Origin of the sequence: Paenibacillus phyllosphaerae (genome assembly GCF_014192105.1) — a bacterium.
GTDB classification, from domain to species: domain Bacteria; phylum Bacillota; class Bacilli; order Paenibacillales; family Paenibacillaceae; genus Paenibacillus_Z; species Paenibacillus_Z phyllosphaerae.
Genome location: NZ_JACHXK010000023.1, coordinates 56,231 through 76,561, shown reverse-complemented (window position 1 = coordinate 76,561; position 20,331 = coordinate 56,231). Strand labels below are relative to the sequence as shown.

Genomic DNA, 20,331 nt, shown 5'->3' with positions numbered 1-20,331 from the left:
GGAGTTGAAATGAGATTCAAGACAAAATCGATCGTTATGACTGGCTTCGCTGCCCTATGCGCAGCAGCGGCGGCATTGTCCGGCGGTCTGATGACCAGCGGTGATTCAAGCCGCTGGACGAGTCATGCGGATGTAAGCTGGTACGACGAATTAGCGCCCAGCTACACGATTGATACGCCTGCGAAGCTAGCGGGCGTTGCCAAGCTGGTTAATGACGGTGAGACGGAAGACGGCGTTGATATTAACGGGTTCGAAGGTAAAGTATTCGACATCGACCGCAATATGGATTTGAAGGACTATCTGTGGGTGCCGATCGGTACGCCAGAGGAGCCTTTCAAGGGAACGATGTATGCCAAGGATGGAGCAGTCTACACGATCTCCGGGATGAAGCTGGCTCCGGAGACGGATTATGCAGGATTGATCGGGTATATGGAAGGCGGTACCCTGGGCGGCTTCATCTTCAAAGGCGACGGCACATTTAATTTGCATAATAGCTGGCAGGATCTGTATGCTGGCGTGGCTGTCGGCAAGATGACGGGCAATAGTACCGTCTATAACATTACGAACTATCTTCCGATTGAAGCGGGATCGCCTGATGCCTCCGTCTATGCGGGCGGCATTGTCGGCTCCGGCGACGGCACGATATCGAATTCCGTGAACCACGCAGACATTACGGCTAATGGTACGTCGGTATATGCTGGCGGTATCGCCGGCTATACCGAAGGGGATCAACTGATCGTCAAGAAGACGACGAATAACGGCGAGATCCTGGGTCGCGGCCTGGAAGAAGCAGCTGGCGAGATCCATGCCGGCGGTATCATCGGCAATTCGGACTCGGCGCTCTATATGGACGATGAGGCTACGCCGATCGCGAATACCGGTACCATCATGGCCCAGAATGGCGTGCACGCTTATGCAGGCGGGATTATCGCCAAGGCCGAGAACGAAGTATCGCTGTCGATTCAGACGGCCAACAGCGGCCAAGTGAGCGTGAATGCGGCTAAGGCTAGCGGCACCTATGCAGGCGGTTTGGTCGGCGCGATCACTGCCGAGCAGACGAATCCGCTGTACGGCGTTGTTTTCAACAACACGGGAACAGTTACGAATAACGGCGGCGCCGGGGTTTATACCGGCGGGATCGCCGGCTACGTAGGCAGCGACCTGGAGTGGAGCCAGTCCTATGAGCAACAAGCGGACGTGGCAGCTTCCGGCGCAAGCAACGTGAATACAGGCGGTCTGATCGGCTACATCAAGGGCGATCTGAGCTTCCAATCGCAAGCGAAGAATTCGAGCGACGTTACGGTAACCGGAGCGCCGGATGAAGCGTATACCGGCGGTCTGATCGGCTTCGCGGCGAGCAGCCTGAATCTGCTCAGCCCGGATGACGAGTCTTATGTGAATGCGGGACCGATTGCCGTGAATGGCGGCGAAGGCGTCTACACGGGAGGTATTACGGGGAACCGCGAATATCAAGATGGAGCAGGCGAACCTGCCGCGAATGTGGCAAGTAAAGCGGATATTACGGTGAACGGCGTTGCTAAGCTGTACACCGGCGGCTATATCGGCATGCTGGTCGACGGAGACGCACGCAAGGTTGCGGGCGCGGAGTTCAACAATGCTATTAACGTTCAGGCTGCCGAGTCCGATGCTGAGCGTCCGGTTCGTACGGGCGGCATCATCGGTTACGCAAGCGGCGCATCGATCGACGCCAGCGTATTCGGCGGACAACTGCAAGCAGCAGGCGGCGCGTTCGTCTACACGGGCGGTATCGTCGGCGCGGCGGATGACAGCGCAATGACGAATTCGTCAGCAGGCGGTATGGCCGAGGCGTATGCGAAGATTGAAGCGGAAGGCACGATCGGCGGTCTTGCCGGCGCATGGAATGGCGAGATGAATAACGTGGGTTCGCAATATCTGAGCCTGACGGCAACTCGCAATGATGGCGTGGCGGGCGGTATTGCCGGCACGGCGCAAGGCGAGATTGCGGGAGCAGTCGTCGGCGACGAAGCGTACGAGGGCAATGACAGCGTGCGATTCGCGGCGGCTGCAGGCGTAGAACGTTTGACGGCCGGCGGTATTGTCGGCAATAACGATGGCGAGCTGCGATTGGCTTCCGGCCAAGCGACGAAACTTACGCTTGCTAATGAAGCCGGGCGGACAGGTTATATCATGGGGGGCATCGCCGGTTTCCTGACGGAGCAGGCGGCACTCGGCACGAGCGAGGCACCTGTCCTGGCCAGCGGAATCGAGATCGCGGCTAATGCGGACAACAGCGTGTTCGGCGGCGTAGCAGGCGTTACGAACGCACCGGTTATGTTCGTTCAAGCAGAAGCAATCGACCTTACGGTTGCTGGAGCTGACGTGAAAGCAGGCATTATCGCCGGTCAGAACGACGGCGTGATTCGAAGTGAAGACAGTCAGATCGAGGCAACGAACAGCAAGATTACGGCTATGGGCGCAGCTGCTGTTATCGGCGGCATCGTCGGCGAGAACAACGGCGAAGTGCCTGCGTCCTTGTCGCAGGAAATTACGATCGAGTCGAATGGCGAGGCAAGCTTAATCGGCGGTACTGCCGGACGCAACACCGGGACGCTGTCGAATAGCAGCGTACAAGAGCTGGCATTGACGGTGAAGGGCAAACTTTCTTCGGCTGGCGGCGTAGCCGGTCTGTCCGAACCTCTCGGCGAATCGGTTCCTGTTATCCAAGGGCCGAAGGTACAATCCGAATTGGCCATTCTTCTAACCGTAGAAGCGACAGACGTTAATGCGGGCGGTATCGTGGGTTACGCGAAAGAGACCCAGATCATCGCACCTGCCGTAACGGCAGAAGACGGTGCTAATGTCTTGATTAGTCTCAAAGGCGCAACTCCGGCAGCAGGCGGTCTGGCAGGCCGTATGACTGGCGGTCTCATTGAGGGCGATACAACCGGCCAACACGTACAAAACCTGTTGCTCTCCACATCGGTGACTGCAACGGATGCCGTGGTCGGCGGTCTGGTCGGCTACAATGACCAAGCCAAGCTTAACCAGATTACAGGGAACAAGGTCAATCTGCTGCTGAACGGCAGCAAGGCATTGGCCGGCGGCATGACAGGTTATAATCGCGGTACGGATACAGCTATCATCTCTAATGTTTATCTGTCCGGCTTGTATATCCGGGCGAATGCATCCGCGGATGCTTCGACGGTCGGCGGCTTCGTCGGGATCAACGATAAACGCGTAAGCGAAACCGGCGATCCTGCGCAAGCGGTCAGCACGATTCAGAAGAGCCGCTACATCGGTACAATCGGCTCTTCTTCTCCAGCGCTCCTGATTCAAGCGCCGAACGCGGTGGTCGGGGGTATGGTAGGCGAGAATCGCAGCTTCATTGCCAATAATAGCATTCCCGACAAAGTGCAATTCAATCTGACGGGCGCAACTGCAACGATTGGCGGACTTGTCGGCCGCAATACGGCAGACGGTATCTTGTACTACACGTATGCGAATACCAGCATGAACATTCAAGGCAACGGCACGTTAGCAGGCGGCTTGGTCGGCGTTAACAACGGTCAAGTGCTATCCTCTTACACGGAAGCAGATCTGACGGGTAAAGCTGTAGGCGCTAACGGGCAGTATGTAGCGCTTGGCGGTCTGGTCGGCAAGAATGCCGGGAAGATCGCGAAGTCCTATACGTCGGCGGCGGTAACGGCTACGGGCGCCTACTCTGTTGTCGGCGGCCTGATCGGCGAGCAGACAACGGGTACGACGAGCGACGCTTATGTCATCAAGAACGTAGCTGCGACGAACGCCAACTCCTATGCGGGCGGCATCGTGGGCCGCTTGACGGGCGGAACGATCCAGAATGTATATTCCGCGGCGGAAGTGAAGGCGGAAGGCGGCGCCTATGCAGGCGGGTTCGCAGGCCGCTACGACAATGCAAGCAAGGAACTGCTGACCAAGGCATTCTATGTCATGGATGAAGCAAATAACATCAACGCGGATCTCCCTGACTTTGCCGACGGGAACCACAAGTGGATGAACTCGGCGCCGCGTCTGCGGACGGTAACGCTGCAGGATCTGAAGGACCGTTCGGCATTCCCTGCCACGTCCGGCTGGGATTTCGATTCGGTGTGGAAATACGGCTCCACGTTCGCGCAGTTCCAAAATCCGGAGCTGATCCGTACGGCCAACGTCGGCGGTTCGAGCGGCGGCAGCGATGTGAACGCCAATATTAACTGGTATATGAGAGACCAGGACGCGGTCAGCTACGAGCTGCACTCGGAAGCCGAGCTTGCAGGTCTTGCGGCTATCGTCAATGGCGAAGTTCCGGGTCTGCCGGCATTCGACTTTGCCGGACGCAAGATTACGATTGCCGGACCGATTCATATGCAGTCCGCGCAATGGGTTCCGATCGGTCTCGACGACGAGCATCCGTTCGAAGGTATGCTGGACGGCGGCAATTATTTGATCGATGGCCTGAAGATCGTCCCTGATTATGATTACAGCGGGCTGTTCGGCTACATCGGCGAAGGCGGCGAGGTACGCAATATGCGTCTTGAACCGTTGACCATCGAAGGCAAGAACTTTACAGGCGTATTAGCCGGTTATAACCAAGGCCAGCTTGCGCAAATTACGATTGAACTCTCGGATACCGCGGTCGTAAGCGGCGGCATTACGGGCAGCTTCCTCGGCGGCAATGAAGGTCAATTCACGGGCGTTACCGTTTCGCTTGCGAGCGGCGCTCGAATGGAAGGCGTCAAGGAAGGCGCGGTAGCCGGCGGTCTGATCGGCTACAATGCTTCCGAATTGACAGCAGACATGTTCAATTTCCCAATGACGACAGGCAATGTTGTCAGCAGCGCGAATAAAGCCGTTGTCGGCGGCCTGATCGGCTGGCAAGCAGCTGACGCAAGCGGACTGCATGCCGATATCGTCGCGGGATACCGCATTGCGGCAGACGGCGATGGCAGCACGCTCGGCGGGTTGTTCGGCAAGTTCGAATCCGGCCTGGCGGACGGGCTTTCCGTTACTTTCACAACGGGCACATTGAACGCGCCAGGGGCCGGTTCCGTACTGGGCGGCATCATCGGGGACTCCGATGCTGGCAATCGCATCGTGAACGCGAAAGTTACGGCGGTTCAGAGCGGCCTTCACCTGAGCGGTAACGGTGTTGTCGGCGGTATCGTCGGCGATAAGACAGGAACGGGCAGCGCGGCATACGATCTCGAGCAGGCCGTTGTCGACGCCAAGGTGAACATCGGTTCCCCTGAAGGCAGCAGCAATTCCGTGCTCGGCGGTATTGCCGGCCGATTGACGGACGCGGCAATGCGCGATTCTTCGTCTGCGGCAAACATTGACGTTCGCGGCAGCGACGCAGCGGCAGGCGGCATTGTAGGCCAAAGTATGAATTCGATTCTGGTCGACGTTATATCCTCGTCCAAAGTAACAGCTGTTCTAAGCGGCGGCGAAGGCGCGATTGGCGGCATTGCCGGCATCCTGCAGTCGAATGACAGCGACAGACCGTATGATTTCGGTCTGTGGGCACCGCTGTATCACGGTATGTACGATTCGGCGGTAAAAGGCGGCACGGTTACGGCGACGGGCGCTCCAAGTCTGGCGGCAGACATGTACGCGGGCGGTCTGGTCGGCAAGAACCTGCATGCATCGATTTATCAATCGTCCTCGGATGCTGCCGTTACGGTCAAAGGCGCCAAGCTCGCGGTTGCGGGCGGACTCGCGGGCTATAACGACGGTTACCTTGTACGGGATACAGCTACCGGCAAGACAGAAGCGGACGGAAGCGCGCTCTACCGTGTCGGCGGCGTTATCGGCTGGACGGAAGGCGGCGGTATTCACTACACGAAGCTGACCGTTCCTGCGAGCAGCGTGCTCAAAGTCGGTACTGCCCTTGCGAAGGACGGCGTAGTACCAGCCGCTCAGGTGGGCGGATTCGTCGGCGCGAGTAACGAAACGGCAATTACGTACGCATCGACTGACATCGCAGTAGACGTGCAATCGGTGAATGCGGATAGCGCGATTGACGCCGGCGGCTTCGCAGGCCAACTCGGCGACAGCGCAAGCGGGGCAGCCATGCTCTCGAACGCTTTTGCCAAAGGAAAAGTGACGGTTAACGGAACGGGCAGCGTCAGCGTCGGCGGGTTTGCCGGTTCGGCGGATCAGTATCAGATCTCGGCTGCCTATGCATCCGGCATCGTGTCGGGCAAAGGCAATGTCGTGTATACCGGCGGATTCGTCGGCAACGCAGGCAGCGCAGCAGTAATCGATCAGGTGTATGCGATCCCGGCCAAAGTCGAGTCGACTGGCGTCGGCATCGCGATGAAAGCCTACACGGGCGGTATCGCAGGTTACAATGACGGCGCCATCAGCGGTTCGTATGCCGGAACTACTGTCATTACGAATAATGCCACAGGCACGAACGTGAAGACCGGCGCGCTTGTCGGCTACCAGTTCAGAGACGGGAAGCTGACGAACAACACGCATGCCTCGGCATTAACGGCGGTCGGCAAGGAGTCGGGCACGACTTCGGGCAGCGCGAACTCCGTCATTGTGGATCCGCTTGCGGCAATGGATTGGGATTACGGGTACGACACGTATTTCCTGACCGAACCGAACAACGGCGAAGTTGCGATCGATACGGTACAGAAGCTTAGAGGCGCGATCAGGCTCTATAATGACGCGACTGGACTTACGTATTACAGCTTGTATAACCGTCAGGCTACAGAGAATCTGGCTATGCCGAAGCTTCTGCTCGGCGCGGACCTCAATCTGACCAATCTGACGATTACGCCATTCGACCATTTTGACGATGTGTTCGACGGGCAGGGCCATAAGATTACGGGTTTCGCGCAGACCATTACGGACGCGCAACCGCGTTCGGCCGGGTTCTTCGTAGAGAACGACGGCGAAATCACGAACGTAAGCCTCCTTGATTTCACGATCAAAGGCGGTACGACAACCGGTCTCGTAACCGGCGTGAACCATGCTGACGGCAACATTCATAACGTGAATGTGCGCGGTCGCGTAGAAGGATTGAACGGCGGCTTCGGCGTGTTCGGCGGTATCGCCGGCTCGAACGAAGGCACCATCGCCCAGTCGTACGCAAGAGGCACGGTCACTGAAATCAGTGAGTCGAAAACGATCGAAGCAGGCGGCATTGCCGGCGTGAACGCTGGCAGCGGCACAATTGCGGATTCCTTCTCGTTCGCGGATGTCACGGCTGCAGGCAGCAACGTGAAGACGGGCGGGATCACGGGAACGAATGAAGGCACGATTCATGACGCATTCAACTCCGGTCTGGTTCGCGCAGACGGCCAAGTTACCGCTCATGCGGGCGGTATTGCCGGATTCGCGGCAGCGGGAAGCATCGATAACTCGCTTAATTCGGGTGAAGCAGTGGCAGGCGCTAAGGGCAAGATCACGACAGGCGCTGCATTCTTCGGCGGCATCGCGGGTCAGAAGGCATCCGCTGCATCCATTACGGATAGTGCATTCAACAAACAAATGCTCAAACGCAACACCGCTTACTACGACAATGACGGCAGCCGGGTAACGGGTGCATCCATCGGGGCGCAAGGCCTGACGGTCTCGGTTCTTACCGGCGGCACGCTGCCTTCGCAGCTGCCAGGCGGTCACTGGTACGCGGCAGCAGGGTTCTACCCTCGTCTGAACGTCTTCGCGAACGATCCGGCGGCGGCGCTTGGCGCAGCAGCGGTCATGTTCAACGGGACGGATACGGTGAACCGTGTAGAGAGCAGCTTCGGCTTGACTCGCAATGCGGCCATAACCTGGTCGGCAGGATCGGGTGTATCCATTAGCACGAAGAACAATGTAACGACCGGTAAAGTACAAACGGGCGCATCAGCCAAGGTTGCCGCGTCTGCAAACGGCGAGCTGCGGTTTATCTCGATCCAACCGGCTTGGAGCTTTGCAGAGACGGCGCTTGCACCGACAATCGTATCGGGCGAGGCGACTTTCACCGAACAGGTATCCGTTGTACTGAAGACGGATGAGCAAGACGGCCGTATTTACTACACGACGGATGGCAGCCGTCCGACGGAAGACGCACAGCTCTATACGGCGCCGATCGCGCTGAACCGTACGGCTACAGTGAAGGCCGTTACGATTCACGACGGCAAGGAAGACAGCGCGCTGTTGTCGGCAACATTTACCAAAGCGGGCACGGTGAGCAGCGGCGGCGGTGGCGTGGCGATTATCATTCCGCCAGTCGTCGAAGAACCTGTACCGGCCATTGAAGTGAAAGCCGGCGGCCACGTGACGAGCGGAAGCTCGGATCAGCCGGTCGCGATCGCGAAGAACGGCAAGCTGAAACTGACGGCTTCGGCAGGGCAGACCATTTACTACACGACGGACGGCAGCGAGCCGACGAAGAACAGCCCTGTGTACGATGGCGATTTGGTCATTACGAAGGATATGACGGTCAAAGCGATCACCGATCAAGATGACACTGTAATTACCCTCGAGTTCCAAGTTGAGAAAGCGAAGTACGATCTGAAGCAAGCGGCGGGCGAAGTGAACTACATGAACGGTTATAATGACGGTACGTTCAAGCCGAACGCGGACATGACGCGTTTGACGCTGATTCAGGCGCTTGCGCCGTTGCTTGACAAGGAAGACGTGGAGCTGGCTTCGACATTCTCCGATGTTAGCGGGAATGAACAAGATCAAGTGGCCTTCTTCGCCTCGGCCGGCATCGTCGAAGGGTATCCGAACGGGACCTTTGGCGGCGACAACACGCTGACTCGGGCAGAGATGACGGTCATCATGGCACGCGTGCTGAAGCTGGATATTTCCAATACCGGCAAGACGACGCTCAAGGATATGTCCGGCCACTGGGCAGAGAAGTATGTCAATGCCTTCACGGCAGCGGGATATGTCAAAGGCTTCCCGGACGGAACGTTCAAGCCTGAAGCTAGAATCTCCAGAGCGGAAGCAATCGTAATCATCAATCGCATTGTCGGCACAACCGGCGGCAGCGGTTCGGTCTCGTATTCGGATCTGCCGGCGAATCATTGGGCCTACAAGGAAATCATGGCAGCCGTGCAATAAGGATTAGGGAATAAACCAATTGAAGCGGCGGAGAAAGGAGGGCGTCTGTATGCGCAGATTCATGTTAGCTAGTATGGCCTTATTGATTACGGGCTGTATACTCTTATACCCGAAGGTGGAGGCCGATGTCCCAGGGCCGTATAACGCCGAGCAAACGTTCGAGCAAGCAGAGGATGCCGTATTCTATCTTCGCTCGCTTCGAACGGATGGGACGGTAGCAGCAGTCGGTACGGGCGTCGTTATGGATGCCAAAGGGAAAGCGGCCACCGCGTATCATGTGGTGGAGAATGCGGCGACGATGGAGGCCGTCTTCGAGGATGGTCGGACGGTCAAAGGCGTCAAGCTGCTCAGCTATGACAAACTGACCGACGCTGCCTTGATCGAGCTTCCGGCCTCGGGGGCCGGCAGCAGCGCGGGCTATGCTTATCTGCCCGTACGGACAGATGCGCTGCGTCCCGGAGTAGACGTATTCGCGATCGGTTACCCGCTCAAGAATACGGTCATCATTACCGAAGGCATCGTCAACAATCCGAGCGCGGAGATTAACGGGAGAGACCGTATCCTGACTTCGGCCGAGATCGTAAGCGGCATGTCCGGCGGTCCGCTCATCGATGAGAAAGGGCAACTGGCCGGGATCATCTCCGGATCGCTGAGAACGATGGATAATATCCATCTCGTGATCGATATGGAGGATGTGCTCAGCTTGCAGACTTCCGGCAAGAAGTAAGCAGCTCCGACAGCAAGAAAATGAAGCACGTACGGAAAACAAGAGCAGCAGGAAAGTAAGCTATACGTTTAGGCGCCCAGGCAGCGATGCTTGGGCGTCTTTTTTGCATGAAGCGGCATGATGCGCAAGGAAGTTTGAGGTGTTCAAGGAAATGAGGGTCAAATAGCCTTGACCTGAAAAAATGCAACCATACCTAAAAAATGAGACCTAATGTTCCGCCTCCGAAACGAGCTATAATGAAAACGCATCCAAATGTAATGGATTACATTTTGGTTAGGGACTTATGAAGCTGGCATCGTTCTGGTGGTTGCACGAAGGGACATGGACGAATGCCAGTTGACTGAAGGAGGAACTATTCGTGGCAAAACGCAAGTTTTCAAGAGTGTCCGCGGTCGTATTGGCGGCCTCGCTCGTCACCGGTTTACTGCCGGCGCCGTACGCGGTAAGCGCAGCACCGGCCGCATCGGCGGTAACGAAAGGCTCGCTCGTGCCGTACATGCGCGCGCAGCTACCGATCGAGGAGCGGGTCAAGGATTTGCTCGGGCGAATGACGCTCGAGGAGAAGATCGGGCAGATGGTGCAAGCCGAGCGCGCATCGGTTACGCCGAAGGACGTGAGAACTTATCTGCTCGGCTCCGTGCTCAGCGGAGGCGGTTCGTTCCCGAACGGGAAGCAGGCGGACAGCACGCAGGAGAAGTGGGCGGCGCTCGTGGACGGCTATCAGGCTGGCGCGCTGTCGACGCGTCTGGGCATTCCGATCCTCTATGGGGTAGATGCGATCCATGGCAACAGCAATCTGATCGGCGCAACGCTATTCCCGCACAACATCGGACTGGGCGCGACTCGCAACGAGGCGCTTGTGACGCAGATCGGCGCAGCGACGGCCAAGGAGGTCAAGGCGGCAGGGACGAATTGGGCATTCGCGCCGACGATAGCCGATCCGCAGAACATTCAGTGGGGACGCACCTACGAAGGCTTCGGCGATGACCAGGAGCTGGTCGCTTCGATGGGCGCGGCGTTCGTGGAGGGGCTTCAGGGCGACTACGAGTCCGGTGAACTTAAGAGTACCGACCGCGTCGTGGCAACGGTGAAGCATTATCTGGGCGAAGGCCTTACCGATGGCGGCGTCAACCAAGGCAACATCACGGGCATGACGGAGGAAGAGGTCGCCGCGTTGAACCTGCCGATGTATGAGGCTGCGATCAAGGCCGGCGCGCGTACGGTCATGGCTTCTTACAGCAGCATCCAGGGCATCAAGATGCACGCCAACAAGCGTTTGCTCACCGATGCGCTGAAGGGAACCGGCGAGGGACAGCTGGGATTCACCGGCTTCGTCATCTCGGACTATAACGCGGTGCAGCAGATTACGAAGGACTGGGATGGCAAGGCGGTCAGCGGCTTGAAGGATCAGATCCGGGTCGCCGTCAATGCAGGCGTCGACATGATGATGATGCCTACGGATTGGAAGGCGACGATCACCTACCTGAAGGAGCTTGTGGCCGAGGACAAAATCACGCAGGCGCGAATCGACGACGCGGTAAGCCGCATCCTGCGCGTCAAATTCGAGTCCGGCGCATTCGAGCATCCGATGACGGATCCGAGCTTGGCGGCAGATTTCGGCTCCGACGAGCATCGCGCGCTGGCTCGCCAGGCGGTAAGCGAATCGCTCGTGCTCCTCAAGAACGACGAGGTGAACGGCGAGCCGATTCTGTCTCAGCTGGAAGCGATGGACGATATCTTCATCGCGGGCAAGAGCGCGGACAACATCGGCCTGCAATCCGGCGGCTGGTCGATTACGTGGCAGGGCGCCGCGGGCAAGACGACGGATGGAACAACGATTCTCGAGGGAATCCGCGAGAAGGTCGGCGATTCCAAGGACGTGACGTACAACAAGCATGGTCGCGGAGCGGCGGGCCACGACGTCGCGATCGTCTTCGTCGGCGAGGCGCCTTATGCCGAGAGCAACGGGGATAACCTGAACAAGCTCGTGCTTGATACCGAAGATCAGGCAACGCTTGATAACGTGAAGGCATCCGGCGTGCCGACGATCGCGGTACTCGTCTCCGGCCGTCCGCTCATGATCGGCGATCGCCTCAGCGATTGGGATGGCCTTATTGAGGCCTGGCTGCCAGGCACCGAGGGAGATGGCGTTGCCGACGTACTGTTCGGCGAGCGCGACTTTTCGGGCAAGCTGCCTGTGCGTTGGCCGTTTTTCACCGAAGCTTATACCAAATCCGCGGCAGGCACGTCTAACCTCGAAGAGAAATACGTGCAGTTCGACTATGGCTACGGCTTGACGAAGGAAGAGGCGACGCCGGATCTGAAGCCGATCCCGGATAAGCCGGGGGATCAGCAGCCATACGAGCGCGTGGAAGCCGAGAAGTTCGTTGCGAAGTCCCCCGGCCTTCAGACCGAGAACACGTCGGACACCGGCGGCGGGCAAAATATCGGCTATACGGCAAAAGATGCTTGGCTCGAATATTACATCAACGTGCCGACGGCAGGCGCTTATGACATCGACTTCCGTTACGCCGGAGGCGAAGCATCTATCACGGATTCCGGCATGCAGATCCTGGATGCGAACGGCAGCGAGCTGGGCAAGCTGACGGGCGTAGGCTACACGGGCGGCTGGCAAAGCTGGCAGACGGCGACCGTGAAAGGCGTCGCGCTTGCCGCGGGCGTACAGAAAATCAAGCTGGTGTTCACGAACGGCGGCCTCAACTTCAACTGGTTCGGCTCGGCCGGGTTCACTCCAGCTGTCGTCGATGAGGGCGACACGGGCGGCACGATCACGCCGCAAGCTCCGGTCGAGGGCGGTCAAGGCGCGGTAGAGAGCTGGCTGTCCACCGAACGTAACAGCCAGAATATGCGGTGGTATTACGCGCCGCAATGGCAGGCAGGCGACGAAGCGTCCCAACTGACGCAACAAGGCGATACCGATCTGACCTCTGTAGGCGAAGATGCCGACGTGACGACGATCAAGATTAACGCGAATAAGCAATACCAGTCGATCATGGGCATGGGTTCCTCCATGGAGGAATCGACGGTGTTCAACCTGACGAAGCTGTCCGCGGCGAAGCAAGAAGAGCTGCTGAAGAAGCTGATGAGCGACACCGAAGGCATCGGCATGAGCATGACGCGCCTGACGATCGGAACGGCGGACTTCACGTCCCGCAAGTTCTACTCGTACGACGACATGCCAGCCGGCGAGACCGATGTGAAACTGGAGCATTTTTCGATCCAGAAGGATATCGATTACGGCATCATCGACGTGCTGAAGAAGATCGTCGCGATCAAGCCGGACATGAAATTCTTCGCTTCGCCATGGAGTCCTCCGGGTTGGATGAAGACGACCGACAGCATGATCAAGGGCTCGGTGAAGGACGAATACTTGCCGGTGCTCGCGGACTATTACGTCAAGTTTATTCAAGCGTATAAGGAGCAGGGCATCAACATCTCGGCGATGACGCTGCAGAACGAACCGCTGCTCGAGATCGAATACCCGAGCACGAAGATGCCGTGGCAGCAGGAGGCGGAGCTGGCGAAGCTGCTGCGCAAGAAGTTGGACGCGGTTGGCCTGAATGATGTGAAGCTGTGGATCTTCGACCACAACTTCAACGACGCGATGAGTTACCCGGCGCCGATGCTGGCAGATCCGGCCAATCAGGAAGCGATCGACGGCACGGCTTTCCACGATTACGCCGGCGAACCGACGATGATGACCGAACTGCACGACATGTATCCGGACGAAAATATTTACCTCACCGAACGTGCGGTATGGGGCACGACCGGCGCGGACCGGATCGCGCAATATTTCCGCAACTGGGCGCGGAGCTACAACTCCTGGGTCGTCATGCTCGACAGCGATATCGCCTCCCACCAATGGGTCGGCACGCCTGACCCTACGATGGTGATCAAAGATTCGAGCAACCAGGACGGCTACTGGCTGACGCCGGAATATTACATGCTGGGCAACTTCTCGAAGTTCGTCCGCCCGGATTATATTCGCATCGACAGCAACTACGGGTCGAAGGATAAGGTGACGAACGTGTCCTTCCTTAGCCCGGACGAGAAGACGATCGTATCGGTGGTCATCAACCAGACGAACAAGTCGCAGACCTTCAAGCTTGTCAGCGACGGGACGCAAATCGCGGGCACGATCCCGGCCAAATCCGTCCTCACCTACAAGTGGGACCGGATTATCGTCGAGGAAGAGAAAGAGCCCGTTGTCCTGACGGTCGATCCGCAGACGCTGCTCTACGACGTGAATGAACAGACGGTCAGCCTCAAGCTGAGCGGCGGCACGTTCAACGAGGCGGCATTGGCGGACATTACGCTTGGCGGCGAGGCCGCAGACCTCGGCATTACGAAGGGGACGGTTACGCTGGTGAATCCTGGAGAAGCGAACGTCCAGCTGCTCTGGGATAGCGAGAAGCCATACGAGACGAATACGACGTTGTCCTTCCACGTACCGGTTACGGCTTACGCGGATTCGACTGGCGGCCAGACGCTGGTCGGCACCGTCAATCTGATCGGAGCGGGCCACAAGCAGGAGCCGACGGACATCATGGCATCGGCCGTGACGGGGAATGATTATTATCAGCTGTCCGGCGTATCCGTCGACGGCGCAGGTACAGCCAATGCGAAGCTGACCGGCTTCGGTACCGGAGATTGGGCCGAATTCAAGCTTAATGTACCGGCCGAAACCACCTACGCGGTGACGATGAAGGTAGCTTCTCCGAATGGCGGCGGCTTCCTCTTGCAAGACGGAGCCGGCAATACGCTCGGTTCGTACGTGATCCCGAATCTGTACGGCTCGACCGATTTCGTCGGCGCAAGGCTGGCCGTCGTGCTGCAAGAAGGCGTGCAGACCCTTCGCGTGCAAGGTTCGAACGGCAATTTCGATCTGAGGGAACTCGGCTTCGAGATCGTCACCGCAACGCGCAAGGGAGAAGGCGGCGTCCTGATCGCGGAGGCGGAATCGTTCATCGCGGCCGGACAACAGGTCATTCAGTACGGCAATGAGCGGAACAATCTGGGGTATACGGTTGGCGGGTCGACGTTCGACTACCTTATTTCCGTACCAGAGGATGGTTGGTACAAAGTACGGTTGCAGTACGCAACGCCGCAAGGCGGGGTGTCGGCAGTGCTCTTATCCGACGGAACGGCAAAAGGTTCCGTATCCCTTCCTTCCACGGGCGGATGGGGCAACTACGCGCAAGCTTCGTTCGGCGTGGCATTAAAGAAAGGCGAGCAGACCATTCGTATCGTCGACCAAGGCGATGGCTTCAACTTCGACTGGTTCTCGCTGGAGCCGGGCACGCCTGAAGCGGTCGTGACGCAGGCCGCAGCGCCGGTTATCTCTGCGGCAGCAACGGATTACGGTGCGAAGCTGGTTACCTTGACGACGAACATCGAAGGCGCGGCGATTCGCTATACGCTCGATGGGTCGCTGCCGACCAAGGACAGCGCACTCTACACGGCTCCGGTGGCCGTGACGTCCGGCCAAGTCGTTCGCGCGATCGTGACGAAGAACGGGATGACGGACAGCTATGTGGCGTTCTACGCCGCACCGGACGCGGAAGTTGCCGTGACCGGAATTAAGCTGGAACCAACCGAGCTTAAGCTCGGCAAAGATGAGACCGGCGAGCTGAAGGCGGTATTCATGCCGGAAATCGTCAGTAACGACGCGCTGACCTGGACTTCCAGCGCACCAAGCGTGGCGACGGTCGATGAACGCGGTCAAGTAACGGCGCTTGCATACGGCAAGACGACGATTACGGTCAAGTCCGAAGACGGCGGCCATGAGGCAACGGCGGTCGTAACCGTCAAGCAATCCGGTGGTGGCGGATCGTATCCGTATCCGACAACGCCTGCGGAGCCAACGGGACCGCAGCAGCCCGAACCGACTACAGGCAATGGCACGATCACGGTCGAGCCGATAACCGATAGCGATGGCACGGCCACTGTTCAGGTTACGGAAGCACAGCTTGAGGCTGGCGTCGCGAGCAGCAAAGATGGCAAGGTCGCGCTCGTCGTCAAGCCTGCTGCAGGAACGAAACAAGTGAAACTGTCTCTGCCGGCGGATGAGCTGGCATTGAACGAGACGACCAAGACGATCCAGCTGGACACGGGCTTGGCTGTACTTACGATTCCGGCGGACTTGCTGCGCAGCTTAGATGGCACGGTTGCAGGAACGCTTGAGTTGACGGTATCGGCGGTTGACCCTGCCTCCCTTCCGGCAGATGTGCGGCAGCAGCTGGATGGCGGCGTTATCTATGACTTCGAACTGGCGATCGACGGCAAGCCGGTGAACAGCTTCGGCGAGCACCAGGTGGAGGTTGCGATTCCTTATCGACTGAAAGCGGAAGAGAAGCCGCATCAGGTTGTCATCTACTATGTGAGCGATGCGGGCACGCTCGAAGTCGTGAAACAAAGTAAGTACAATCCGGCAATGGGAACGGTAGATTTCACGGCGGAACATTTCAGCACGTATGCGGCAGCTTCTGCGAATGTTACTTTCAGCGATCTTGAGCAGGCTGCATGGGCACAAGACAGCATTGAGGCGCTGGCGGCAAGAGGCGCCATTAACGGTACGGGCAACGGGCTGTTCGATCCGAACGGCGAAGTCACGCGCGCAGCGTTCATCAAGATGCTGGTCGATGCGTTCGACCTGCAGGATGACACGGCGACAGCTGCATTCACGGATGTACAGCCAGGCACATGGTATGCGGGCGCAGTTGCGAGCGCCCAGAAGCTGGGCATCGTCAAGGGCAAGCAGTACGGCAGCTTCGGCGTGAACGACCGTATTACGCGGGAGGAAATGGCGGTTATGATCCACCGCGTCGGCCAGCATCTGAAGATGGACTTCGAGGGCAGCGGTCAGGCGTCCTTTACAGATGAAGCGCAAATCGCTCCATACGCGAAGGAAGCGGCAGCGGCGGTTCAAGGCGCGGCCATTATGACCGGCATGCCGGACGGCAGCTTCGCGCCAAAAGCGAATGCGACGAGAGCGCAAGCCGCAACCGTGATTTTCAAGCTTTTTGCTCGACAGTAAGAGGTAATTCGAGTTTCATCCAGAGCGGCCTTATCTCGTCTCGGACGGGGTAAGGCTGCTTTTTGCTGTACACGGCCTCGGCACTTTCATGATAGAGTATGGGAAGAGTAGGATGGCGAGCGACGGCGGGCCTATGCGGTCTGCCTAAGCTGGCCGATATGGAAGGGAGAGAGCAATTGTGGCGCAATGTCTGATTTTTGATCTGGATGGGACGATCGGCAATACGTTACCGTTATGTATTCGAGCATTCAAGAATGCGATTGAACCGCTTGCGGGCCGGACGTTGAGCGATCAGGAGATTATCGCGACCTTCGGTCCTTCGGAGGAAGGGACGATCCGCGCGCTCATTCCGGAACACGAGGAGCAGGGCGTTGAAGATTATCTCATCCATTACCGCAAGCTTCACCCGATGTGCGAGAAGCCTTTCGAGGGCATGATCGACATCATCGAGCTTGCGAAGGCCAAGGGACTTCGGTTGGCGATGGTGACGGGCAAGGGAGCGCGGAGCACGGAGATTACACTAGAGATCTTCGGGATGCGGGAATATTTTGAAGTGATAGAGACAGGTTGGGTGCATGGCCCCCGCAAGGTTCAGGGCATCGCGGCTGTCGTAGAGCGTCTTGGGGTTCATCCGGCCGAATGCATCTACATAGGCGATTCGCCGAGCGATATTCTGAACTCGAGAGAAGCAGGCGTAGGAGCGGTTGCCGCGGCATGGGCCGAGACGGCAGACATCGAGCAGCTCCGGTCGACGTCGCCTGACGAGCTATTCACATCGATTGCGGATTTCAAAGTGTATATCGAAGCATTGGAGCGTACATGAGAGGATTCGCCATCCTGGCTGCCTTCTGGCTGCTCGGAGAGCTGATTACGTTTGCGCTGGGCGCGCCGCTGCCCGGTCAAGTGGTCGGGATGGTGCTGCTCCTGGCCGCGCTGCTCCAAGGCTGGATTAAGGAAGCCTGGATTAAGGAGGCAGCCGAGCTGCTGCTCTCTCGCCTGATGTTGTTCTTCGCTCCGATCATTGTAGGCGTGATGGTATATGCGCCAATGCTGAAGCAGAATTGGCTGCCCGTAACGGGCGCGGTCGTGCCGGGGTCGCTGCTCGTACTGGCGGCAACTGGTTACGCGATTCAGTTGATGGAAGCGCGCAAACGGCGAGTGCAGAAAGGGGAGCACCATGTGGGGGCATGAAGTCTGGTCGATGCCCGTCTTCGGCGTTGCGGCCACGATCGGCGTCTTCGAGCTGTCGCTGCAGCTGTCCAAGCGGTACCGTTGGATCCATCCGCTGCTGCTCTGCTCGGTCATTCTCATAGTGATGCTGAGCGTGCTCGATATTCCTTATGAGGACTACAATCAAGGCGGCAGCCTGATTACGTTCTTGCTCGGGCCGGCGACCGTCGCGCTTGCGCTGCCGTTGTATCGCAACTGGCAGCGTATTATGGAACAGTGGCTGCCGATACTTGTCGGCGTTACGCTTGGCGCTTGCGTCAGTCTGGCCGGCAATGCGGCAATTGTCCTGTGCCTCGGCGGGAACGAAGAGCTGGCCGCTTCCATGATGCCGAAATCCGCTACGACGCCAATCGCGCTTGAGCTTGTCCGCCTGTATGGCGGAGTACCCGAGCTGGGCGCGGTGTTCACCGTCCTGACGGGGCTGTTCGGCAGCCTCGTCGGCGTGTCCTTTCTGCGTCTGATCGGCGTTCGCAGCGATCGCGCGATCGGTCTTGCCGTCGGCACCGCTGCGCATGGAATAGGCACGGCCAAGGTGATGCGCGATTCGCAGGTTCAAGGCGCGTACGCGGGGCTTGCGATGGGCGTCATGGGCGTCGTCATGACCGTGCTGTCGGTGCCGGTGACGCTGCTGTTTTTTCGATAGGCGAGATCCCGCAACATAATAAGCTGCCGGTCTATCTGAGACCGGCAGCTTTTGTCCTATCGCTCACCTTGTTACTTGATCGCGACGAAGACCGCAAAATCATAATGCTTATAGACGCAATCGACTTCGCTGAAGTCCGCCTCCCGCAGCCATGCCAGTTGATCGCTCACCGTCGCGTTGATGTCCAGCTTGCGGCGTTCAATGGAGGCGTCGATCGCCGCTTGCGGTAAGCCGCTTCGGCCGATCTCCTGCAGCCACAGCTGCCGGTATTTCTCATCGAAGAAAGCCGATGGTCCAGCGGCTTGGTCGGCATTGACGAACACGCCGCCGTCCTTCAGCGCGGCGAAGATATGGCGGAACAGCGCCTGCTTCGCTTCGTGCGTCAGATGGTGGATGGACAGCGAGGAGATGATGGCGTCATAGGGCTCCGTTGTCGGGAAAGCCGTGTAGTCCGCCACAATCCGCTTCACGTTCGGGTGATCGCCGAATCGGATCCCGGCTTGGTCGAGCATGGCCTCGCTAAGGTCCATTAAGGTGAATTGGCCTTGCGGGTACTTCTGCTGCACGAACGCGGAGAACAAGCCGGTGCCTGCGCCGAGATCGAGAATGCGCGGTTCCTGAGCAGTGGCATGGACCCATGATGCGGCAATGCCGTAGAAATCATCGAAGCACGGGATAAGTCCTCTGCGCTGCTGATCGTATTCCTTGGCGACCTGATCGAACTGCTGTTTCACGTATGGATTCATAACGCTTCACTCCTTCGCTATTTAGATCATCGTTTGTTGCATGGAATGCGTGCCGCCATGAAAGGCGACGATAGCCGTTCCATCTGGTTAGATCCATACTACTGCTTTGTTCTTCATTATTGAAATAGATATATCTCATTATGGTTATAGGTATTGACTATAAGCGGGTGCTTAAAGTTCGTTGAAAATGCGTTCTAACGCATGATCGAGCCGTTTCCATCGAGAAGATGGCTGTGTCGATTGCCAAGCGGTCCGAGCCTGCGACCGGCGCTAGCCAATAAGGAACGATCCGCCAGCAATGAACCGGGGCAATAACCAAGCCCTGGTTTATTTTTAATTTTAAATCCGACTAAACTTATTGACTTTAAAGTAATTGGAGTTATGATAGAAGTAACAATAATTTACAAACGGGAGCGGTAAGCTTCAGACGCGGAGGGATGAGGATGAAGGTTGTAGCGATTATCGGTGGCAGTCAGACGAATACGTTCAATAAGCTCGGCGAGCGGCATGGGTTTATCGTGGAGCATCACGATGGCAAGACGGGCGGCGGTTCGGTGGAGAGTTATTTTACCCGAATCATTAACCGGGCGGATGTGGTGATCATTCTAAGAGGCGCGATCAAGCATACCTCGATGTGGGCGGTACGCGAGCTGGCGGAGAAGAAAGGCAAGAAGATCGATTACCATGACGGCTTTGGCGCGACGGGCGCTTTCGAGAAGGCGCTTCGCCTGATCGGTTAATCTTGTAGCAATCAACTCCCTCTACACATCGCGTAACTTGATAACGAACTAAAGGTTGGTGGCAGCAATTACAGCATATTCGACTTGTAGATAGACCTTCTTCCCGTATCGGTGGGAAGAGG

The 20,331-nt window shown here is 57.8% G+C and carries 8 protein-coding genes; 7 read left to right on the top strand and 1 reads right to left on the bottom strand.

Annotated elements, in window-relative coordinates:
- Nucleotides 1–9 precede the first annotated feature (9 nt).
- The 6 genes from FHS18_RS29455 to FHS18_RS29430 all read left to right on the top strand — a co-directional run bounded on the left by FHS18_RS29455 (nucleotide 10) and on the right by FHS18_RS29430 (nucleotide 18,723).
- On the top strand, nucleotides 10–9,066 hold the full coding sequence (locus FHS18_RS29455) for a chitobiase/beta-hexosaminidase C-terminal domain-containing protein (RefSeq protein WP_183603983.1): 9,057 nt from the start codon (nucleotides 10–12) through the stop codon (nucleotides 9,064–9,066).
- A gap of 49 nt (nucleotides 9,067–9,115) precedes the next feature.
- Nucleotides 9,116–9,793 (top strand): S1C family serine protease, encoded by a 678-nt coding sequence (locus FHS18_RS29450; protein ID WP_183603982.1) that lies wholly within the window; start codon nucleotides 9,116–9,118, stop codon nucleotides 9,791–9,793.
- A gap of 358 nt (nucleotides 9,794–10,151) precedes the next feature.
- A complete protein-coding gene (locus FHS18_RS29445) occupies nucleotides 10,152–16,850 on the top strand; it encodes a glycoside hydrolase family 3 N-terminal domain-containing protein (protein WP_343060732.1) in 6,699 nt (2,232 codons plus the stop codon).
- 178 nt (nucleotides 16,851–17,028) lie between these two features.
- Nucleotides 17,029–17,673, top strand: a complete 645-nt coding sequence (locus FHS18_RS29440) for an HAD hydrolase-like protein (RefSeq protein WP_183603981.1) — start codon at nucleotides 17,029–17,031, stop codon at nucleotides 17,671–17,673.
- Nucleotides 17,670–18,041: a CidA/LrgA family protein gene (locus FHS18_RS29435; protein ID WP_183603980.1), complete on the top strand. Its 372-nt coding sequence runs from the start codon at nucleotides 17,670–17,672 to the stop codon at nucleotides 18,039–18,041. Before FHS18_RS29440 ends, FHS18_RS29435 begins: the two co-directional genes overlap by 4 nt.
- Nucleotides 18,028–18,723, top strand: coding sequence for an LrgB family protein (locus tag FHS18_RS29430; RefSeq protein ID WP_183603979.1), 696 nt, complete (start codon nucleotides 18,028–18,030; stop codon nucleotides 18,721–18,723). Before FHS18_RS29435 ends, FHS18_RS29430 begins: the two co-directional genes overlap by 14 nt.
- Before the next feature lie 71 nt (nucleotides 18,724–18,794).
- Here FHS18_RS29430 and FHS18_RS29425 read toward each other — a convergent pair whose 3' ends face one another.
- Nucleotides 18,795–19,469 (bottom strand): class I SAM-dependent methyltransferase, encoded by a 675-nt coding sequence (locus tag FHS18_RS29425; protein WP_183603978.1) that lies wholly within the window; start codon nucleotides 19,467–19,469, stop codon nucleotides 18,795–18,797.
- A gap of 443 nt (nucleotides 19,470–19,912) precedes the next feature.
- Between FHS18_RS29425 and FHS18_RS29420 the strand changes: the two genes are divergently transcribed.
- Nucleotides 19,913–20,209, top strand: coding sequence for a DUF2325 domain-containing protein (locus tag FHS18_RS29420; RefSeq protein ID WP_246427989.1), 297 nt, complete (start codon nucleotides 19,913–19,915; stop codon nucleotides 20,207–20,209).
- The last annotated feature ends 122 nt before the right edge of the window (nucleotides 20,210–20,331 follow it).